Raw genomic sequence first — 18,818 nt, 5'->3', positions numbered from 1 at the left:
AAAGCACTAGCCTATATAATTGTGTCTGGACACATAACCAGCCTGTGTTATTATGCATGCCTTCAAATTGAGGCATATTATTATCCTCATTTTCCAGGGAATGGTTATGGTGCATAGAATTATTCGATGTTGTTTATTGTTTACAACATTGTTCTTATCAGGTTACAGCCCTTCTATTTATGCGGATCACCCTGCCGAAATACCCTATATTATAGATACAGATATAGGCGGGGATATAGATGATGTCCTGGCACTTTTACTTGCAATCCATAGTGATAGCAAACCCCTTGCAGTCACCACATCACACATTGCTCCTCTTGAAAAAGCCCAAATTGCCAAGTTAGTTTTAAGTGAAACAGGCTATGGGAATATTCCCGTTTATGCCGGAGAAGGAGTTAAGTATGATGCGCCCAAAGAAGCGTTTATACGCATGAATCTGTTATGGCCGCCTTTCTTTGGTTACCCCAATCCAGACCCTGGCGAAAAAAAATGGTATGAAAATCAGTCTGTTGCTTACAGGGCAAGTTATGGTGATTTATTTGAGCAATCCACAGTTGAAAAAGAAAATGCTCCCGAATTCATAGCAGCATTGGCAAAAAAATATTCTCCGGATCATCCTCTGACTATTGTCGCCATTGGCCCCCTGCATAATATTGATAAAGCGCTGCAACTCGATAATAGCATCAAAGAGAACATCATCCTGTATTCCATGGGCGGTAATTATCCCAAAGGCTATAATTGGCTGATTGCTCCGGACGTCACTGCACGGGTACTGTCCCAGGTAAAAACGGTTTGTATTTCCAGTGCGTTCATTGAAAAAAATGATTTTTACATTACCCCTCAGGATTTCGATGATTTTGATAAAATGACTACATCCCAATTGGGTAAGACCATTGTAACTGACTGGAAAAACTGGAAAAGTGCCAGCAAGGTTAGTACCAAAGCCACCCAATTAGGTGATGTTGTTACCCTGTGGGTTGCGCTGCATCCGGACGAGTTCACAGGAATGAGTCAAGAGGTGTCGTTTCCTTGTCTGGATGCTAATGGCATGCTTAAAGGCGAATTTGCCGGCTGTTGGTATTCGATGCCAGGGTTAGAAGGCAAATTAATCACCATCCATGACTCTATTGATAGCCATATTCAATTTGTCGAAACAGTGACATCACCACTATCAATAAAAGCACGGTTGATGGACGCACTCTCAGCCACAACCAAATAACGTATAAAATACGGTATTTTTATTGGTTAAAAAACAAGAAAATAGCTCCCCGACAGCGTAATCAAGGTTTTCCTCTGGTTACCACTTCGATCCCGGCTGCAAGCAGACCGGGCTACGCATAGAGTTAAAAAAACCAAGTAAGTGTCATTCGGGTCAAACTCGATTGATTTCCTGATAATATCAATCGAGTCTGTCCCCATTGGTGTTATTTGATTCTAAGGATTGAGAATCAGCATCTCCAAAATGATGTTGCAAAGTATCCATAATTTTCTCATTTCCAGGTCGGGATGCAACTACATATAAAAAATCATGCTCTGGCACCGCCCCTCTGTTAATTAATTCGAGAAGCATTGCATTATTTCCAATCAATGCGGCGCCAATCAGATGTTCATTTCCTGGCTTTAGATTATATCTGTCCAAAACATCTCTAAGCACATCTACCTGTCCAGATCGAATGGCGTATCGAATTGAATTATAAGTGGGCCTGACTTGATCATTAACAAATTGATTCAATGCATCACCAATATAAGATCCCGATAATAATGCAATATTTAATGTTTCTATATTTAATATGCGCCCTCTATTATCATGCAACTCTGATAATACATTTTTTGCAGAAAAAAATGCGGCAATTAATTGCAATTCTTTCAAATCATCAGGAGAACATTTGTTGCTTTCTTTTGCAAAAAGAACAACGTCATCATTAATAACACTATTTAATAAGTCACTGCCCCAGCCAATTCTCTCAATAAATAATCGTGTATGTATTGAACTCAACGAGCTTGAAGTTAAATGACGTAAGTCATCTAAAGTCTTGGGTTGTGTTGGTTGTTCCTGATAATATTCCAAATCCTGGTCTGCGGAGAAAAACGAGCCGTTAGTTATCATGGTGATTTCGTTCCTTGGGTTGGAGCCGGACCTGCAGCTGGTTGAGTGGGTTGTTTACTGCTGAAAAATGCATACTGACTTCTTGGCTCAACTGCTAATTGTGATTTTAATTGTTGGTATATGTCTGCAACAGCTTGTGAAGTCATATCCATATTTTCTTTAGGGTATTTTAAAAAAAGTGCTTCTCTCATTTCCTTAAAATGTTGTAACATTTCTCTAACATTCACCCCATTGTAACTCGTGATATCATCCGGGTCTTTACAACATTCAAAAACCTTTTTATATTTATCCAGTAATTCATTTAAGTTTTTATGGACTTCGTCCAGAAAATCGGAGTGCTCATCAGCCTTTTCAGCTGTCTCGTCACGCCATTGATTTACTTTTTTAATCAAAAGACTTATGGAAGCAATATCCCCCTTATGTTTGTTGAAATCTTCAAAGTTTTTTACAGCATCTTTCACCCTTCCTTCACGCATTAAAATCCACTTCTCTTGTGTTTCTCCAACTTTGTCTAAAATAGCACGGGCATGAGCATGATAGGCGGCTAAACATTTTCCTAATTCAGCGTCAGGCATGCTCATAGAACTTAAAAACTCATCAAAACTTGATGCTTCTCTAATTCCTGTCTGTGCGCCTGTTCCTGTAGTATATAAAGGATTTTTCCGAGAGTCGCCCATAAAAAACATGGCACCGGTCGTTTCCTCATGAGCAGTATCGCCACAAACCCGTAATGTCTGGTTGAGATCACCCAACAGAATATCAAACATCGATACTCTTAACTGATCTTGCTTTTTTCCAAATGATGTAGTTACATCGTATGCTGTGTCTTGTATACGATCGATGTATTCTTGGGGTAAATGATCTCTCATTAACAATTTCCCGTACTCTTTTGCTTCCTCTTTAGACAAATGAGCCGGTATTTCTGCCCCTATATAGATTACATCGCGCGTTGCCAAGACCTGGGAATGTGGACGATTGTAGGCTTGCCAACCATATTTATCTCTTAACTCAGACAATGGACAAGGGTCTATTACTCTTTCCGGTAAACTACCAGTTGCTTCCACAACCTTTCGTTCCGGACCAGTTGATTCTGGAGCTACTTTCATGTGAACACATGCTTGTGGTGATGTACCTTCAGGAATTCTAAATATTGCCACCACATGCTTGGTATGCGGTAGAGGATGTTGTGTTGTCACATCAAATATTGGTTCATCTTCACCTAAAGATTTTGCAATACTTCTTTTAGCGCCATCAGCCCCAATAAGGTATTTAAATTTTAATGTAGTTTCAGTCGGAGCAGTACTTTTTCCATTCGTGCCTATAGTTTGCATTGTGATTGTTGTATTTTGCTGATCAATTTGGATTGCATCAGCACTTTTTTGACCTGGCCCAATTTTTTTTGCTTGAAACAGGTCAAAATGTACTCCTTCCTGGTAATTATTTTTCAGTGCTGTAAACAATAATTTTTCTAAATCTCCAGTAGTAATAAAAAAGCCACTTTGCTTTCCCGGAGTGATCGTCAGTTCGGCTTTATATAGTTCGATTAAATCGGTTCCTACCAATTTCGTCAAAAAATCCAAAACATCTTGATCTATATACAAAATTTGCTCACGAATACCAAGCTCCTCAAGACGATCAGCAACAATAGCCACTTTTTCATTTTGTTTACAATGCCTTAAAGCAGACAGAGCTGCAGCAAGTCCGATAGGTCCAGTACCTATAGCTACTGTTTGATAACCTTCTGCATCCAAAGGCTCATGCTTTGCTTTCATATGCCCACCATGAATCAAAGTTAATCTTATGGCTTAATTATAGAACATATGATTTGTTTTTTTCCAAATAATTTTACCGAGCGTCAATGGCTCAGGCCTGAATGACACTTAGTTAACATGAGTTCGGGATAAGAAGATTGTTTATCCCGTCGTTACTTCGATGCCGTTCGGGCCGAGGAATCCCCACGAACTTCCCCCTTGAGCCTGTATTGTGATTCGCTAATCAAGAGTGCAAAAGAGCATCATGCTAAGAAAACCGAGCCGCGACCGTGAGGAAGCGGAACAGTTCGATACACTCCATTGTTGTTGACTCATTAGGTGTACATCCAAAATTTCCGCTCCCTCACGGTCGCGGCTCGGTTTTTCTTTAGGGAAGAGGTACTGCTGATAAATAAATCATTTTCGGAGAGCTACTTCAGTTCGAGACGAGGCTATCACCTCTCCTTATCCCAAACTCACGTTAAGTCAAGGAGCTCCGCCGTCCCGCGGCTTGTCAGTTAAAATACGCAACATCGGTAAATCATCATGGCTTTCGAAGAAGAGAAGCACTCCTTTAAGACTGATCACTTGCATGGCGTAAAGCATCTTCTGTAATCAACAGTCCCTGGCGTTCATATCGTTTTCTGGCTTGACTGAACTTGACTACCACTGCAAAATTTTTTGAATATTTTTTTGCCCGTCTTATTAATAAAGCATCTCCTGCCGGAAGATATACGTGATCCTTATACGGGGAACAGGTCATACAAAAGGGTTCGCTATTATCAATCATTAAAAAACTGCCTCTTGGTATCTCCTTTTGGCATTTAGAACACCTGGAATCTTTGACTACTACATAAACGACAGGTTCAGGGGCTTTTTCGATCTTTTCAATAAGGCTTTGTTGTTTTTTATCTGACAACATTGGAGAGATATAATATGTTTTATAATACTGTTCAGTCTCGTTCTTTGCGTTTTTGCTAAATGTTAAATAATTAGTACTAGTGCTCGCTTTCTGAATATAGCTTCTTTCCCGCGGAATTAATCCTTTTTGATTCGCCCACTGATGAAAAAATTGGATCGCAAAACTTAGTTTTTCTGAGCCGACTTGCAGACCATTTTCCAGATAAGAAAGGCGCCCACGATACCAATCCTCCAAAATAGAGGGCGATAAATAACCTAACCCCAATAAAATGTCTATGGTAGAAACATACTGATGTTCATCAAGAATATGGCTTGCCAGGTTAACAATTTTAAGGGTTAACTGCTGCTGATTCTTCACGTGTTATTACCTCTCAAAATTAATAATAGGAATATTGTTTTGGCGCTTTGCCTTCTTTTTCTACCACCGTTGGCTTTTTTATCTTTAATTCAGGATCTATTTTTTCTATCTGGACTTTGAATTTCCAATCATCACCAAAATCATAGTGAAATTCAATGAGATCACCCGGAAGAATATCGATATCACCAAGCAGCACTTCACAGGCATCAGGTTCCTCCTCACAGCGCGGATCGGCAACGATTTGAACTATTCCAAAACTATCGGTATAGCTAAATTGATATAAATGCTCATCATCAAAATTAAAAGCGTCTAATATAGCTAGTGCCAAAGTATCTAAACTTTCTGTACCTTGAATTTTAATCCGCCGCCATATGGTGTCAGATAAAGATGCTTTGATGAAATAACCTCCTTTATCCGTTGTTTTTCTAAGCGGCTTTATGCAAATGTTCCAATCCGGGAAAAAAGGTTTTAAGCGCTGAAAAAAATCATCCGCCTGGTTTTCTTTGTTATTTAAGTAATTCATACTTTCCAAAAGTTTTTCAATAAACTGTTCGTCACTCTCTATTAACTCTTTTTTAAATAAAGAAGTGAATCGCTTACCTGCTTCGGTAATGGACATCTTTGAAATGGACCATCCAGGAACATCGGCTGTGCTATTATCTATTACCTCAATAAGATCAAAAAGTTCCAATAAAGCAACATCATGTATTTTAATTGGATAAAGCCCATACTGTTGATCAACAGGTTTCTTAAATAGCAGCGACTTTTTTAAATTTTTAGTCAAAAAAGTTAATATATCGTCAAGAACTGCATGACGTGAATGGCAATCACGAGTAATAAGCCGATCATCACTACGAAAAAACCAGGTTTGCATCAGGTTAAAATATTTTTCAGTATCGTTTAATTCGTTCCAGGCCTTTCTAACGGGTTCATTAATTGCCAAATGGCGTTTGGATTTGGTCGCTTTAATTTGCAAAAGCCCACTTGTTCGGGCTAATAAATACAAACCGTTAATGTGAGGATAAGAAATTTGTTGTTGTCTTTTTAACTTCAGGGAAAGAGGCTTGCTCATTAATGAATTAAGGGCAGGGATCACCGTGTTAGGTAACAACCCTTTATTTCCGGATACGTCTAAATGATTTGTCTCAATAAACTGTAAAAAAACTTCTAAGTCTTTTAATATCCTTGGCGCTTGTATTTTCATAAATCAAAGCCTGTCGTAATGTGCAGCGAATATTCTCGTCACCGGATCCTAACCGGTGGTACTTTGTTTTACAATCAATAACTGTGAATTTATATTCATACGTCAAATCGACGTCCGACTAGAATGGCACTAAGTTAAAAAAGCAGATGCTGTAGCCCGGTCTGCTTGCAGCCGGGATCGATCTAATGAAAATCCTAATCTATTGTTAAACCGTTATATTTATATGCATCCGCTACCTCTAACCGGATTATATTTTGAACCCACTTATCGACTACAAAATCATTTTGCACGAAGAAATAACACTGAAGTTTTTGATCTGGGATGAATTCGCTCCTCCGTTTCAAAGAGATCCGGCATCCCCCTTATTAAATCACTAAGTTTTTTGAACCCATAGAGTCTTGAATCAAATTCGGGCCTTACTTTTGTCAAATAATTACCAAAAGCTCCAATATATACCCATCCACTGTCATCATATGAATTATTCAAAGCCTCAATGAGAAAATCTTTAGGAAAAATAGATGAGCTATCTGGAGATTTGCATTCATTTGAAGATGGTTTTAACTTTGCCGAATTATCAGAGGGTATCGTTTTTTTAGAATGATCAGGGAATAAAATCTCTGTAAAAATGAATTTGTTACATGCATTTCTAAAAGAAACAGGCGTTTTTCTTTCTCCAAAACCGTAAACCTGCAATCCTTCCTCCCGAATTCGATTTGCAAGACACGTAAAATCACTATCACTTGATACAATACAAAAACCATGGAACCGATGAGTGTAAAGTAAATCCATGGCATCAATAATCAAAGCACTATCAGTGGCATTTTTCCCAGTCGTGTAAGCAAATTGTTGTACTGGTTTGATTGCGTGTTTATTAAGCACTTTTTTCCATTGTGTACTCTGAGAAGACGCAAAATCACCATAAATCCGTTTTACAATTGCTTCACCATAGGTAGCTATTTCGGTTAATAAATACTCAACACCTGAAGCATGTGCATTGTCTGCATCTATAAGCACCGCCAGTTTAATCATATTTTCATCAGAAATGATTTTATTATTCATTAATTTTAAATTTCTTATTTAAGTCCATTTTAAAATAGTATAGATGAATTTCTCAGTTAGATTCTAAATCTATCGTCACAAAATCATCTATATCCAACGTTCATAACATAATCGCGTAATAGCGAGCTTTCAAACTCTGCTTTTTCCATAAGAACCAAAAGAGCATCGCGTGCGTTAATTACCCCTAACGGTTTGAAATTCTCGTCCACGATAGGGACATGCAAAAGATTTTGTTCTTTCATAGTCGTCCATACATCTCGCAACAAATCGGTTGGACGGCAGCAAATAACATCTTTAGTCATCATCGTCGCAACAGAGACGGTACAACCACAACCCTGGCAAACTGCCATCATGCGAACAACATCCGTTCGAGTAATGATACCAACCATTGCTCCATCCTTGTCGCAAATCACGACAAGATTGATGTGTCGGCCATCAAGAAATTTAGCAGCCTCTAATAAAGGAGCATCATCTCTAATGGTTATAAGACGTTTCTGCGCTACAGGGACTATTTCCTCTACAAATGCTTCTGAAAATGGCATATTTCCACCTTTCTGTAATTATTGATGACATCTTTACCCTTTACAAGCAATGCATAGTAATATGCTGATAATTATAGTCTATTGAATAAAAATAAATAAATTCGTCATACAAATAAAATTGTAAATTATAAACGGATAGGCGATACACACACTCGTTATTCGAAGCAACTATAACTATTAATTATACACATTCTTTTCTTGCATACTGAGTCAGTTATTCGTACAAATAATTAACTATAATATATATGTAGCTTCTAAAATTTTATCATGCAAAATTTTTCGATAAGGATGGCGCCATGTTGCAAATCAAAAGATGGATAAATTGGATCATGGGTTCAAAATTGGAAAGAAATCAGGCGATTATAAATGAGTCTTCAGAGGAATCCTTTCCAGCAAGCGACCCACCCTCTTGGGCAGCTGGAACACATGACCTAAAACATCATAGAACCTCATCAAACCTTGTTCTAACCCATGAACTCCACAGAAGCATACAACAAATCCTTTCAGTCAACGGAAATGAATATCATTACTACAGCTTGAAGAAGGCAGAACAGGGAGGATTGAAGGATTTATCCAAACTGCCCTTCACTTTAAAAATCCTATTGGAAAATTTACTTCGTCATTTAGATGGACACACCGTTACACTAGATGATCTCAAAGCAATTATTGAGTGGTTAAAATTAAAATCGTCCGATCATGAAATAGCTTATCGTCCTGCACGTGTCTTAATGCAGGATTTTACTGGTGTTCCAGCTATTGTCGATCTCGCTGCAATGAGAGCTGCTATTAAAAAGCTTGGTGGAAACTCAGAACAAATTAATCCACTTTCTCCTGTTGATCTGATTATTGATCACTCCATACAAGTTGATGAATTCCTTACTCCAAATGCGTTTACAGTCAATGCACAGATGGAAATGGAAAGAAATCATGAGCGATATGAATTTTTACGGTGGGGACAAAAAGCATTTAAAAATTTCCGCGTTGTACCGCCTGATACCGGAATATGTCACCAGATCAACTTAGAATACTTGGCTAAAACGGTTTGGACAAAGCAAATCAATGGAAAAATATATGCCTACCCTGATACGCTAGTAGGTACAGACAGTCATACGACCATGATTAACGGTCTTGGGGTACTTGGGTGGGGAGTTGGAGGTATTGAAGCAGAAGCGGCTATGTTAGGACAGCCCATTTCATTGCTCATTCCCGAAGTCATTGGGGTAAAATTGGTAGGACAGTTACAAGAGGGAATAACAGCAACTGACTTAGTGCTTTCTATCACCCATCTTTTGCGTGAAAAAGGGGTCGTTGGTAAATTTGTTGAATACTTTGGTGATGGGCTACGTTATTTATCCATTGCAGATAGAGCAACGATTAGTAATATGTCACCTGAATATGGTGCTACATGTGGCTTTTTTCCTATTGATGAAATAACTCTTGATTATTTACGTTTAAGTGGACGAGAGGAACAAGACATTGCTCTTGTTGAAGCTTATGCGAAAACTCAAGGACTATGGCATGACCCTCATCTTGAACCTGTTTATACCGATATAGTGACACTGGATTTATCCTCGATTAAAGTGTGTGTTGCTGGCCCAAAACGCCCACAAGATCGCGTTGAATTGTCCTATCTGACGAGTACTTTTAATCAATTCTTAACAGAAAATAACCGTACTGAAGAAAATGGAAAATCGTTTATTACCGATTCAAATTTTGAAATGCATCATGGAGATGTAGTTATTGCTGCAATTACCAGTTGTACCAATACATCTAATCCCAATGTGCTTGTTGCAGCAGGATTGTTAGCAAAAAAGGCGGTGGAAAAAGGAATAACACGAAAACCATGGGTCAAAACCTCATTTGCGCCAGGCTCTAAAGTAGTCACTCGCTATTTGGAGGAAACTAACTTACAAAAATATCTTAATGAAATAGGATTCACATTGGTAGGTTATGGGTGTACCACGTGTATTGGAAATTCCGGACCACTTCTCGAATCGGTAGAAAAAACGGTAATTGAACATGATTTGATTGTTTCAGCGGTCCTTTCAGGTAATCGTAATTTTGAGGGCCGTATTCATCCGCTTGTTAAAGCAAATTGGCTTGCCTCACCACCGCTTGTTGTGGCTTTTGCACTTGCAGGGACCACATTGATTGATTTGACAAAAGACCCACTTGGAAAAGATGCATCAGGAAATCCTGTTTATTTAAAAGATATATGGCCAACAAATGCTGAAATTGCATGTGAAGTAGCAAAAATAAGCAGAAACATGTTTCATGACACTTATACACATATATTTGAAGGAACAGATGAATGGCACGCGATGAAAATTTCCAAATCAGCTACTTATGCCTGGCCAGAGAATTCAACCTACATTCAACACCCACCCTATTTTGATGAAATGAATGTGAGCCCCGAAAAAATTAAAGAAGTAAAAGGAGCTCGAATTTTAGCACTCTTTGGAGACAGTATTACTACCGATCATATTTCACCTGCAGGCTCCATTAAACCGGACAGCCCTGCAGGAAAATACCTACAATCGAAAGGAGTCTCAATCAAAGATTTTAACTCTTATGGATCGCGTCGCGGAAACCATGAAGTCATGATGCGAGGAACATTCGCTAATATCCGTATTAGAAATGAAATGACCCCGGAAGTTGAGGGAGGTTTTACAAAACATATTCCCAGTAATGAAATCCTACCCATATATGATGCCGCAATGCGTTATGAAAAGGAGCGCACCGCATTGGTTATCATTGCAGGGAAAGAATATGGAACGGGATCTTCTCGAGATTGGGCGGCAAAAGGGCCAAAGCTTCAAGGTGTGGTAGCCGTCATTGCAGAAAGTTTTGAACGAATCCATCGTTCAAATTTGATTGGGATGGGAATTCTGCCTTTAGAGTTTCCTGAAGGGGTTACCCGTAAAACACTGCAAATTACAGGCTCTGAACTCATTGATATTGTAGGTCTTACTGAGGAGATGAAACCACGTATGCCAGTAAAAGTTATTATCCATAAAGAAGATAATACTCAAATTGAGGTTCATCTAATCTTGCGAATTGATACTTTAAATGAATTAGATTACTACAAAAATGGCGGAATTTTACACTATGTACTAAGAGAAATGTTAAAAACTTAATAAGCCATGCCATCTCCCAGGGTCAGAGACAATGAATATTCATGTGAAACGAATTTATAGTGGTTATCTCATTGATAGTTATATTGATAAAGCTATTGGTATAACTAATAAAAATGAACATGGAAAAATTAGTGTTACAGAAATTACATTACATCCCAAAATTAAATTTGGTGGCGCTAAACTTCCTGACGACAATGCTCTAAATAAAATGCGTGAAAAAGCACATGAATATTGTTTTATTTCGAACTCAATTAATAGTAACGTGAACATAGAAATAACCATTAGCTAGACCAGGACTCTAAGATTGTGAACTTAATATTCGCTCAGCTCTCATTTTAAAGCCTTATAGAATTTTATTGACGTTTACGCTAACAAAGATTACCCAGGTTTTTAAGTGATTGCTTGAGATCAGCAGTTCTTACTTCATCAAGACGGCAAATGGTTTCTAATTCATTTACGGCCCGCAGTGCCGAGCCACAGCGCCGAACTCGCACTGCCGCTGGTCGAAACCGGCCACGAATCAACGCAAAATCAACACCAAGACCAGAAGAGTCAGAAATAACCAAAGGATACAATGAGACATCACAGCGTATATGATGATCGTAATAGGTGATAACTCTAGGTAATTTATCTTCGTCAAACAGCGGCAATGGATAAAACGTCCGATCCGGCCTGCAATATTCATTAATCACATGAACAGGAAGATCACGCTGGGCTACCCCTACCGCCATCCAGGCCTTTTTTCTCTCATCCCAATTCCAGTGGGCAAATCCCTGAATATATTGTTCCAATGCTGTTTTGAGTGGAGTAAAGTCAAAATGCTTTGTACAATACTGCATAACATGTGGGGCTCCATCAACTGGTGTAAACTCTTGGCTGTACTTCAATCCATCCTTCTCTACCGCTTTGCAGCGTTTTAACAGTTCTGACTTTGTATTCTTGTTCATATGTTGTTCCAGCATCCGGCACATGTGTGTATCCTTTGCCCAATAGGCATACTCATAAGCAGTACATGCAAATGTTCGATCTGAATAATCGGTGAATGTTTCTTGTGCTAACAACAGATTTTCATAGCTGCCATTTTTTTGTACTGGTATATTCAATAGACGCACGGCTTCTTCCTGTTCGCCTCTTGCAACACAATGCAAAAAATCTGACAGACTAAGTTTGGATGCATTTAACTGTAATTTTTTATCGTCCTGTTTATCTCCTGATTTTTTCATGGCTCATCCTTTAGGAAACTATTTATTAACTTAGACCATCTGATAGTTAGGTTTAAATTTAGTATAGACTGAGTACCAAGTTGTTAAGTAAACCACTCTATATTTTACTGAAAAGATAATGTGCTAAGCTCATTACCTCTTCGTGGTCTTCTTTGAGACTATGTCTTATGCTCATTGCAGTAGGGATATTCATGAGTTGATTCACCAAACGCTCACTCAATTCATTTAAAACACTCTGTTGACATAGCCCCAAAGAAAGTTTTTTCAACGCCTGAACCAACTCTTTTTGTGCTAAATAGTGCATTTGGTTACGATAATCACAAATCAGATTTTTGGCTTTAAGAGCTCGCTGCTTCTGAATATATAGATTTAATTCATCTTCTATCAATTGCTCCGCATGTAATGCCGCTTGGTGTCGTTCATCCATTCCTTTTTCGATTATGACTTGCAAATCATCAATATTATAGAGATAAACTGGTGCTAATTCGTTAATCTGAGGCTCAATATCACGAGGAACGGCTAAATCTAAAAAGAACATGGGTGAATCATTTCTTTGTAACAAAGCATCTTCTACCAGCCTTTTATTAATAAAAGGGATGGGGCAGTTTGTGGCAGAAACAATTACATCTGCTTGTGGTAGAAAATGTGATAGATCATGAAGTGCAATGGCTTTTCCATTAAAATCGTTGGCAAGTTTTTGGGCATGTTCTATTGTTCTACTGGCGATTAGAAAACGATTAACACCTTGTTGATGTAAATATTTTGTAACTAAGGAGGCTGTCTCACCCGAGCCAATCAAAAGGACATTGAGCGATTTGTAGTCTTTAAAAAGCCTACCGATTAATTGAACTGCGGCATAGGCAATGGAAACAGGGTTTATACCTATCCCACTTTGAGTGCGCACACGTTTTGAAGCACTAAAAATAGTTTCAAAAATAGGACGTAATTTGGTTTTAATTGCGCCAAAGTTACATGCCTGTTGATAAGCCTGTTTCATTTGCCCCAAAATTTGAGGTTCACCAATCATCATGGAATCCAAGCCACTCGCAACGCGGAGGGTATGTTTTATTCCCTGGTCATGTTGATGCAGGTATAAAAAAGGGGCTAAGGATTCAAGGGGCAATTGATTTGTTTGTGCAAGCCAGGGAGCAAGGACTTGCGGATTATGGGTATCGCAGTAGATTTCTGTGCGGTTACAGGTAGATAAAATTGCCGCTTCATTAATATCAGGAAGACTCAATAGGCTATGGAGCAAAAAATCTTGGATAGCCGAAGATGAGGCAACTTTTTCACGTACATTAATTGGTGCCGTTTTATGATTTAATCCGCAAACAACAAGCATTATCTTATTACGTTCTTTTGAGAATCACACCCGCAACTTTTCATGATTTCCCTACCATGCCAAACTGTAATGATTTTCCGATTAATGAAGCTTTTTGTATCATTTCATTGGCGGCATCAGAGGGAAGGTATTTTACTGCTTCTTGCTTAAATAAATCGAGCCAACGACTAAAATGTGCCTCATAAATAGGAGTTTTTTGCCCAATGAGCACATGTTTTTCATACGCATTGCCATGGTATTCATGGGTTTTTAACATAATACTGCTCCAAAATTGAGAAAGCAGTTTGATGTGTTGATCCCAATTAACTTGTGCCATGTCGTTAAATATGGGACCGAGTAATTCATCTTTTTGTACCCTGAGATAAAAATGTTTTACCAGTTTCTCAATATGCTTTTTAGTCAATTCGCTCATCACAAACACCTGCATTTAAATCTCAAGACGATGGGGCACCTGATATTTTCTGAAATTTTTTGGATTAAAAGCCTAAATGTTAATGCTTTAAAATATCTGCAAAAACCTCCATTAATGATAGCCAACATCAGCCCGAACTTTTCCACGAAATACCCAATAGGACCAAGCGGTATACATAAGAATTACAGGCAATAAAAACATTGTTCCCACAATTAAGAACGTTTGGGTTTCCGGAGGAGATGCTGCTTGCCATAAAGTATATTGATGCGGAATAATCATGGGGTACAAGCTAATACCAATCCCAATGTAGGAAATAAAAAATAATCCAACCCCACCAATAAAAGAGCCAATTTCAGAGTTATTGTTTAACATCCGCCATTCAAAGACGGCCAGGAGAATGGTGATAACCGGTATAGGTGACAAATAAGCCATATTGGGCCAGGAAAACCAGCGATGTACGATGTCCTCATCCATCAGTGGCGTCCAAAGAGTTACAATAACAATTGCTACAAGTACGCCCAGAAAACACCAGCGTCCTTGCCGACGTGCAGTTTGTTGCAAATCACCTTCAGTTTTAAGAATCAACCACCCTGCACCCAACAAACCATAACCAAAGACGAGTGCAACACCGGTAAATACAGAGAACCAGGTGAAGCAATCAAAAGAACTGCCCACAAAATGACGCCCATCGACTTTAAAACCCTGAATAAATGCTCCCAGCACAACTCCCTGAGCAAACGTTGCAATCATTGAGCCGTAACAAAACGCATGATCCCAAAAGGTCACATGAGCTGCGTCTCTGAAACGAAATTCAAAGGCAACACCACGAAAAGCCAAGGCCAACAACATGACTAAAATGGGAAAATAAACAGCGGGAATAATAATGGCGAAGGCCAGTGGAAAAGCGGCAAGTAAGCCAAGACCACCAAATACCAACCATGTTTCATTGCCATCCCAAATAGGTGCAATAGAATTCATAATTAAATTACGGGTTTTTGTGTCTGGAGCCAGGCCATAAAGCATGCCCACGCCTAAATCAAAACCATCAAGCAAAACATAGAAAAACACTGCAGCAGCAAGAAGAATAGTCCATAAAGGAACAAAATCAATTATCATCATAGGTGCTCCGTGAAAGTAATAGGGCTTGCATGTTGACCACCTTCTATAGGTAATTCAATGTCTTCTGGTTCGGCAAATCCTTTGCGAACAATTCGTGCCATTAAAAAAGCACCGACAGGAAATATAATAAGGTAAACAACTATGTAACCAAGCAGAGAAAGAAGAACATCACTACCTGTCAGTGAAGGAGTAACCGAATCAGAGGTGCGCAGCAACCCATAAACGGTCCATGGTTGGCGACCTACCTCCGTGGTTGCCCAACCTGCAAGTACTGCAAGAAAGCCAAGAGGAGCCGCAAACTGGCAGGTACGTAAAAACCAAGGAGTATCATACAAACGACGACGTATTCGTAACCATAAACTGATGGCAATCAAGACAAGCATTATAATGCCTAGACCCACCATAATACGAAATGAAAAGAATGGTATTGCGACTGGAGGGCGCTCGTTAGCCGGCCATTGTTTTAGTCCTGGGACCTCTCCATTGAGTTCATGCGTCAGAATAAGGCTCCCCAACAATGGAATTTCAATCACCGCACGATTCATTTCGTTCTTTTCATCAGGAAGAGCAAACAAAATAAGCGGAGCCCGTTTTTCTGGTTCCCAATGCGCTTCGATTGCTGCAAGCTTTGCCGGTTGATATTTCAATGTGTTTAACCCGTGTAGATCGCCTAAGACGATTTGCAGCGGTACAAGAAGCGTTAAAAGCCAGAATGTCATTGAAAGCATCACGCGACTTTCGGATACAAATTTATTTCTAAGAATAAAATAAGCAGCCACAGAAATAACGACCAAAGCGGTAGTGATGTAAAAGCCCGTGACATTATGCAAAATACGGTAGGGAAATGAGGGATTAAAAATAATACTCCACCAATCTGCCGGAAAGAAACGCCCATCCACAATCTTATAGCCTGCTGGAGTCTGCATCCAACTGTTCGCTGCCAGAATCCAAAATGAGGAGATGAGTGTACCGGATGCGACCATCAATGCAGCCCCAAAATGAGCCCAACGAGGAACCAATTTACGACCGAATAAGAGCACTCCTAGAAACGCTGCTTCAAGAAAAAATGCGGTAAGCCCTTCATACGCGAAAAGTGGTGAGAGAACATTGGCCGTGGAATCTGCATAACGACTCCAATTGGTACCAAACTGAAAAGGCATGACAATACCCGAAACAATCCCCATTCCAAAAGAAATAGCAAAAATTTTCGTCCAAAAGGTTGAAATACGAAAATAAATTTCGCGTTTTGTTATAAAATGAACGCCTTCAAGTAAAGCAATAAAAGAAGCAAGTCCTACAGTGAACGCGGGCAACAGAATATGAAGGCCAATAACCCATGCAAATTGCAGGCGTGACAAAATAAGTGGATCAAGATGCATGGTTTTGTCTCCTTATAAATCTCTGCACCAAACTACATTCATAATACAAAAGTTGCATTTAAAATACAACTTATAGCCACAAGGTTTGTATCTCTTTTAAAATAAAGAAATTCACGAGTACTCGATGAGGTTCCAGGTACACATAATTCATCTCAAAATGAATACCATAAAATTTATACTATTTCTTATTGATGATATTATATCTTATTATAAAACAATAACTTGTTTTGTTCTATTGTCAATAGATAGAGCAATTTGAGTCATTTGGGTTGGGTATAACGAATTATTTTGTTATAAAAATAAAATCACACCCTCATGCAAAAATAATAAAAGCACCAAGGGAAGAAATTTAATGAGTCAATGCGATGCAAGCAATGGAACGCCTAATAACCAAATCGATCCTGTTTCAAATATTTTAAAATGCTTTGTTTGGTGCGTTTGGTCTGCTTGGTTTGGGATTGATTTATTTTTATTTACGTTATGCTGCGGGTAATCGATTTCCCTGGAGTGACCGTTTAGGCACTTGGGTATTTTGGTTCTATAACATAGGCCTGGTCCTGTGGATTGTGTTGAATTTCTTTCCTATCGGATGGGCACAATTGATGGATGTTTATGAGCATGGATTTGCCCATGCACGAAGTCTTGAGTTTTATAATACAACGTTGTTGTGGCAGTGGTTACGCTTGCCAGGAGATGTTGTTTTTGCGCTAGGCGCCTTGTTTATGGCCTACGATTTTATTATAAAATTAAAACCTTTTTTCCCAAAATTAGCACAAATTAAACGCATAGAGCCTCAATCTGCAAATGAGGCCTAAAAACAATAAACGAGCTCAATTAAAGTAACAGATAACAAAGTACGATGAAGACAAAAGAGCAATCAGCAAATAATTGCCAATACCATAATCTCAGATGTCGTATTACAGAAAAACATCACTGTAAATTTTTGCTGAAGGGACTCCTGCAAGAAAAAGTCGTGTTTTTAACTTGTTGGTCGTCTCTTTAGGGCCGCACACATACGCTTGAGTTTGATTCGGATCATTCAAGTGGGTCAATACCCTTTTTTCAATTGAAGCTTCGGGATAGCATCCTCTCTGACTTTGAAGTACACAGGGATCATAATAAAAGTTAGGAAATAACAAAGACAATGTTTCAAGCTCTTCTTTGTAATAAATGTCCTCATCAACCAAACCTCCATGTACCAAGGTGATGTTTCCTTCATGTTTTTGGCTTAATGCACTTTTGATAATTCCAATGAGCGGGGCCAAACCTGTTCCTGTTCCTGCTAATAATAAATTAAATGAAAGATTATCCGGGTTGTAGTAATAACACTGACCAAAAGGTCCTCTAAGCGTAACTGACATGTCTTTTGTTGCTTTTTGCGAAAGCCATTGCCCCATAGCTCCATGGGAATAAACTTTAATATGCAACTCAATATATCCATCCTGGGCAGGAATATTAGCAATTGAATAATTGCGCATGGTTCCCTCAGAATTAATAAGGGAGAGGTATTGTCCAGGGATCCAAAGGTCAAGCTGCTCAACCTGTAGTTTGACTTGTATCACATTATGATTGAGTCGTTCCAGGCTTATGATTTGAGCATACACCTCACATTCTGCTGCATCAGGTGAGGTCACATAAAGCGGTGCGGCTGGTTTTGCAAGACAAGCAAGAAAATAACCTTGAGCTTTAAGCACTTCGGGTAATCCTTCTTGCCATACCGGGTTCACTTCACCCTCTTTGGCTTTAATCAAGCACGTTTGGCAAATTCCTGCCTGACAGGAGTTAGGATAATCAACTCCATGGCGCAAGAAACACTGTAAAAGGTTTTCGTCAGGCGCCAAAGTGTACGACTGATGGTTGAATTCTACTGTATTCATGAGGCACGCCCCAAAACCTCATCGCGAACACTATTGGCAATGACAGCAACTTTTTGAATGTCTTCATCATGAGCACCCAGCTCTTTTAACGTTGCCCCCAAATGTTCAAGCACAATATCCACATGTGAATCGTTTAATCCGCGTTCCAATAAATGACGATGCCCTTCTTGCATGCCCTTTCCGGTGTAGTGATTGGGTCCACCAAAAACCATGGTTAAAAATCCTTTTTGTTTGAGAATTTGATGCTCCATATCAATATCATCGAAAAAATAGTTTACTCTTTCATCCAGTAACATTTTGCGGTAGAAGATATCTACTGCAACATTGACAGCATTTTGTCCGCCTAATCGGTCAAATAGCGACTCAGACATGGTATACTCCTATAAG

General features: G+C 39.0%; 16 protein-coding genes and 1 pseudogene. 4 read left to right on the top strand and 13 right to left on the bottom strand.

All coding sequences use genetic code 11. The annotated features are described in order from the left end of the window. The first annotated feature begins 106 nt into the window (after window positions 1-106). The gene (locus B094_RS0111625) at window positions 107-1,219 is read left to right on the top strand and encodes a nucleoside hydrolase (protein ID WP_018577987.1); all 1,113 of its coding nucleotides are present in this window, start codon (window positions 107-109) and stop codon (window positions 1,217-1,219) included. Between the two features lie 180 nt (window positions 1,220-1,399). Here the strand turns inward: B094_RS0111625 and B094_RS0111620 are convergent, their stop codons facing one another. The 6 genes from B094_RS0111620 to B094_RS0111595 all read right to left on the bottom strand — a co-directional run bounded on the left by B094_RS0111620 (window position 1,400) and on the right by B094_RS0111595 (window position 7,942). After that, entirely contained in the window at window positions 1,400-2,107 is a 708-nt protein-coding gene (locus B094_RS0111620; RefSeq protein WP_018577986.1) for a hypothetical protein, read from the bottom strand. Continuing rightward, on the bottom strand, window positions 2,104-3,879 hold the full coding sequence (locus B094_RS0111615; RefSeq protein ID WP_018577985.1) for an FAD-dependent monooxygenase family protein: 1,776 nt from the start codon (window positions 3,877-3,879) through the stop codon (window positions 2,104-2,106). Before B094_RS0111615 ends, B094_RS0111620 begins: the two co-directional genes overlap by 4 nt. A gap of 553 nt (window positions 3,880-4,432) precedes the next feature. Next, entirely contained in the window at window positions 4,433-5,137 is a 705-nt protein-coding gene (locus B094_RS0111610) for a hypothetical protein (protein WP_018577984.1), read from the bottom strand. Window positions 5,138-5,156: 19 nt separating this feature from the next. Next, complete coding sequence (locus tag B094_RS0111605; protein WP_018577983.1) at window positions 5,157-6,341, bottom strand: plasmid pRiA4b ORF-3 family protein; 1,185 nt, start codon at window positions 6,339-6,341, stop codon at window positions 5,157-5,159. 279 nt (window positions 6,342-6,620) lie between these two features. Next, on the bottom strand, window positions 6,621-7,400 hold the full coding sequence (locus B094_RS0111600; protein ID WP_018577982.1) for an NYN domain-containing protein: 780 nt from the start codon (window positions 7,398-7,400) through the stop codon (window positions 6,621-6,623). A gap of 83 nt (window positions 7,401-7,483) precedes the next feature. After that, window positions 7,484-7,942, bottom strand: a complete 459-nt coding sequence (locus B094_RS0111595) for a CBS domain-containing protein (RefSeq protein WP_018577981.1) — start codon at window positions 7,940-7,942, stop codon at window positions 7,484-7,486. A gap of 296 nt (window positions 7,943-8,238) precedes the next feature. On the opposite strand from B094_RS0111595, the gene acnA reads away from it, so the two are divergent. Next, complete coding sequence (gene acnA, locus B094_RS0111590) at window positions 8,239-11,079, top strand: aconitate hydratase AcnA (RefSeq protein ID WP_018577980.1); 2,841 nt, start codon at window positions 8,239-8,241, stop codon at window positions 11,077-11,079. Between the two features lie 31 nt (window positions 11,080-11,110). Then, window positions 11,111-11,368 (top strand): OsmC family protein, encoded by a 258-nt coding sequence (locus B094_RS16180; RefSeq protein WP_018577979.1) that lies wholly within the window; start codon window positions 11,111-11,113, stop codon window positions 11,366-11,368. Between the two features lie 79 nt (window positions 11,369-11,447). Here the strand turns inward: B094_RS16180 and B094_RS0111580 are convergent, their stop codons facing one another. From B094_RS0111580 to B094_RS16175, 5 genes are all read right to left on the bottom strand, one after another. Then, on the bottom strand, window positions 11,448-12,302 hold the full coding sequence (locus B094_RS0111580) for a hypothetical protein (protein WP_018577978.1): 855 nt from the start codon (window positions 12,300-12,302) through the stop codon (window positions 11,448-11,450). Between the two features lie 97 nt (window positions 12,303-12,399). Beyond that, window positions 12,400-13,647 (bottom strand): glutamyl-tRNA reductase, encoded by a 1,248-nt coding sequence (gene hemA / locus B094_RS0111575; protein WP_026254002.1) that lies wholly within the window; start codon window positions 13,645-13,647, stop codon window positions 12,400-12,402. A gap of 37 nt (window positions 13,648-13,684) precedes the next feature. Then, complete coding sequence (locus B094_RS0111570; RefSeq protein ID WP_026254001.1) at window positions 13,685-14,056, bottom strand: group III truncated hemoglobin; 372 nt, start codon at window positions 14,054-14,056, stop codon at window positions 13,685-13,687. Between the two features lie 111 nt (window positions 14,057-14,167). After that, window positions 14,168-15,175: a cytochrome d ubiquinol oxidase subunit II gene (gene cydB, locus B094_RS0111565; RefSeq protein ID WP_018577975.1), complete on the bottom strand. Its 1,008-nt coding sequence runs from the start codon at window positions 15,173-15,175 to the stop codon at window positions 14,168-14,170. Beyond that, a complete protein-coding gene (locus B094_RS16175; protein ID WP_018577974.1) occupies window positions 15,172-16,554 on the bottom strand; it encodes a cytochrome ubiquinol oxidase subunit I in 1,383 nt (460 codons plus the stop codon). The genes cydB and B094_RS16175 overlap by 4 nt, the downstream gene beginning before the upstream one ends. 422 nt (window positions 16,555-16,976) lie before the next feature. On the opposite strand from B094_RS16175, the pseudogene B094_RS0111555 reads away from it, so the two are divergent. Then, window positions 16,977-17,369: pseudogene (locus tag B094_RS0111555) on the top strand (nitric-oxide reductase large subunit); the annotation flags it as partial. 102 nt (window positions 17,370-17,471) lie between these two features. Here B094_RS0111555 and B094_RS0111550 read toward each other — a convergent pair. Both B094_RS0111550 and B094_RS0111545 read right to left on the bottom strand, forming a co-directional pair. Then, a complete protein-coding gene (locus tag B094_RS0111550; protein ID WP_018577972.1) occupies window positions 17,472-18,431 on the bottom strand; it encodes an FAD-binding oxidoreductase in 960 nt (319 codons plus the stop codon). Continuing rightward, a complete protein-coding gene (locus B094_RS0111545) occupies window positions 18,428-18,802 on the bottom strand; it encodes a group I truncated hemoglobin (RefSeq protein WP_018577971.1) in 375 nt (124 codons plus the stop codon). Before B094_RS0111545 ends, B094_RS0111550 begins: the two co-directional genes overlap by 4 nt. Between the last annotated feature and the right edge of the window lie 16 nt (window positions 18,803-18,818).

It is taken from the genome of Legionella shakespearei DSM 23087, from assembly GCF_000373765.1.
GTDB classification, from domain to species: Bacteria; Pseudomonadota; Gammaproteobacteria; order Legionellales; family Legionellaceae; genus Legionella; species Legionella shakespearei.
Note: the sequence above shows the minus strand (reverse complement) of the source record. Positions and strands in the feature narration are given on the sequence as shown.

Bases quoted from the DNA above. Each gene is read 5' to 3' on its own strand.
- B094_RS0111625 (WP_018577987.1), top strand. From the start codon at position 107: ATGGTGCATAGAATTATTCGATGTTGTTTATTGTTTACAACATTGTTC.
- B094_RS0111620 (WP_018577986.1), bottom strand. From the start codon at position 2,107: ATGATAACTAACGGCTCGTTTTTCTCCGCAGACCAGGATTTGGAATAT.
- B094_RS0111615 (WP_018577985.1), bottom strand. From the start codon at position 3,879: ATGAAAGCAAAGCATGAGCCTTTGGATGCAGAAGGTTATCAAACAGTA.
- B094_RS0111605 (WP_018577983.1), bottom strand. From the start codon at position 6,341: ATGAAAATACAAGCGCCAAGGATATTAAAAGACTTAGAAGTTTTTTTA.
- B094_RS0111600 (WP_018577982.1), bottom strand. From the start codon at position 7,400: ATGAATAATAAAATCATTTCTGATGAAAATATGATTAAACTGGCGGTG.
- B094_RS0111595 (WP_018577981.1), bottom strand. From the start codon at position 7,942: ATGCCATTTTCAGAAGCATTTGTAGAGGAAATAGTCCCTGTAGCGCAG.
- acnA (WP_018577980.1), top strand. From the start codon at position 8,239: ATGTTGCAAATCAAAAGATGGATAAATTGGATCATGGGTTCAAAATTG.
- B094_RS16180 (WP_018577979.1), top strand. From the start codon at position 11,111: ATGAATATTCATGTGAAACGAATTTATAGTGGTTATCTCATTGATAGT.
- B094_RS0111580 (WP_018577978.1), bottom strand. From the start codon at position 12,302: ATGAAAAAATCAGGAGATAAACAGGACGATAAAAAATTACAGTTAAAT.
- B094_RS0111570 (WP_026254001.1), bottom strand. From the start codon at position 14,056: ATGAGCGAATTGACTAAAAAGCATATTGAGAAACTGGTAAAACATTTT.
- cydB (WP_018577975.1), bottom strand. From the start codon at position 15,175: ATGATGATAATTGATTTTGTTCCTTTATGGACTATTCTTCTTGCTGCT.
- B094_RS16175 (WP_018577974.1), bottom strand. From the start codon at position 16,554: ATGCATCTTGATCCACTTATTTTGTCACGCCTGCAATTTGCATGGGTT.
- B094_RS0111550 (WP_018577972.1), bottom strand. From the start codon at position 18,431: ATGAATACAGTAGAATTCAACCATCAGTCGTACACTTTGGCGCCTGAC.
- B094_RS0111545 (WP_018577971.1), bottom strand. From the start codon at position 18,802: ATGTCTGAGTCGCTATTTGACCGATTAGGCGGACAAAATGCTGTCAAT.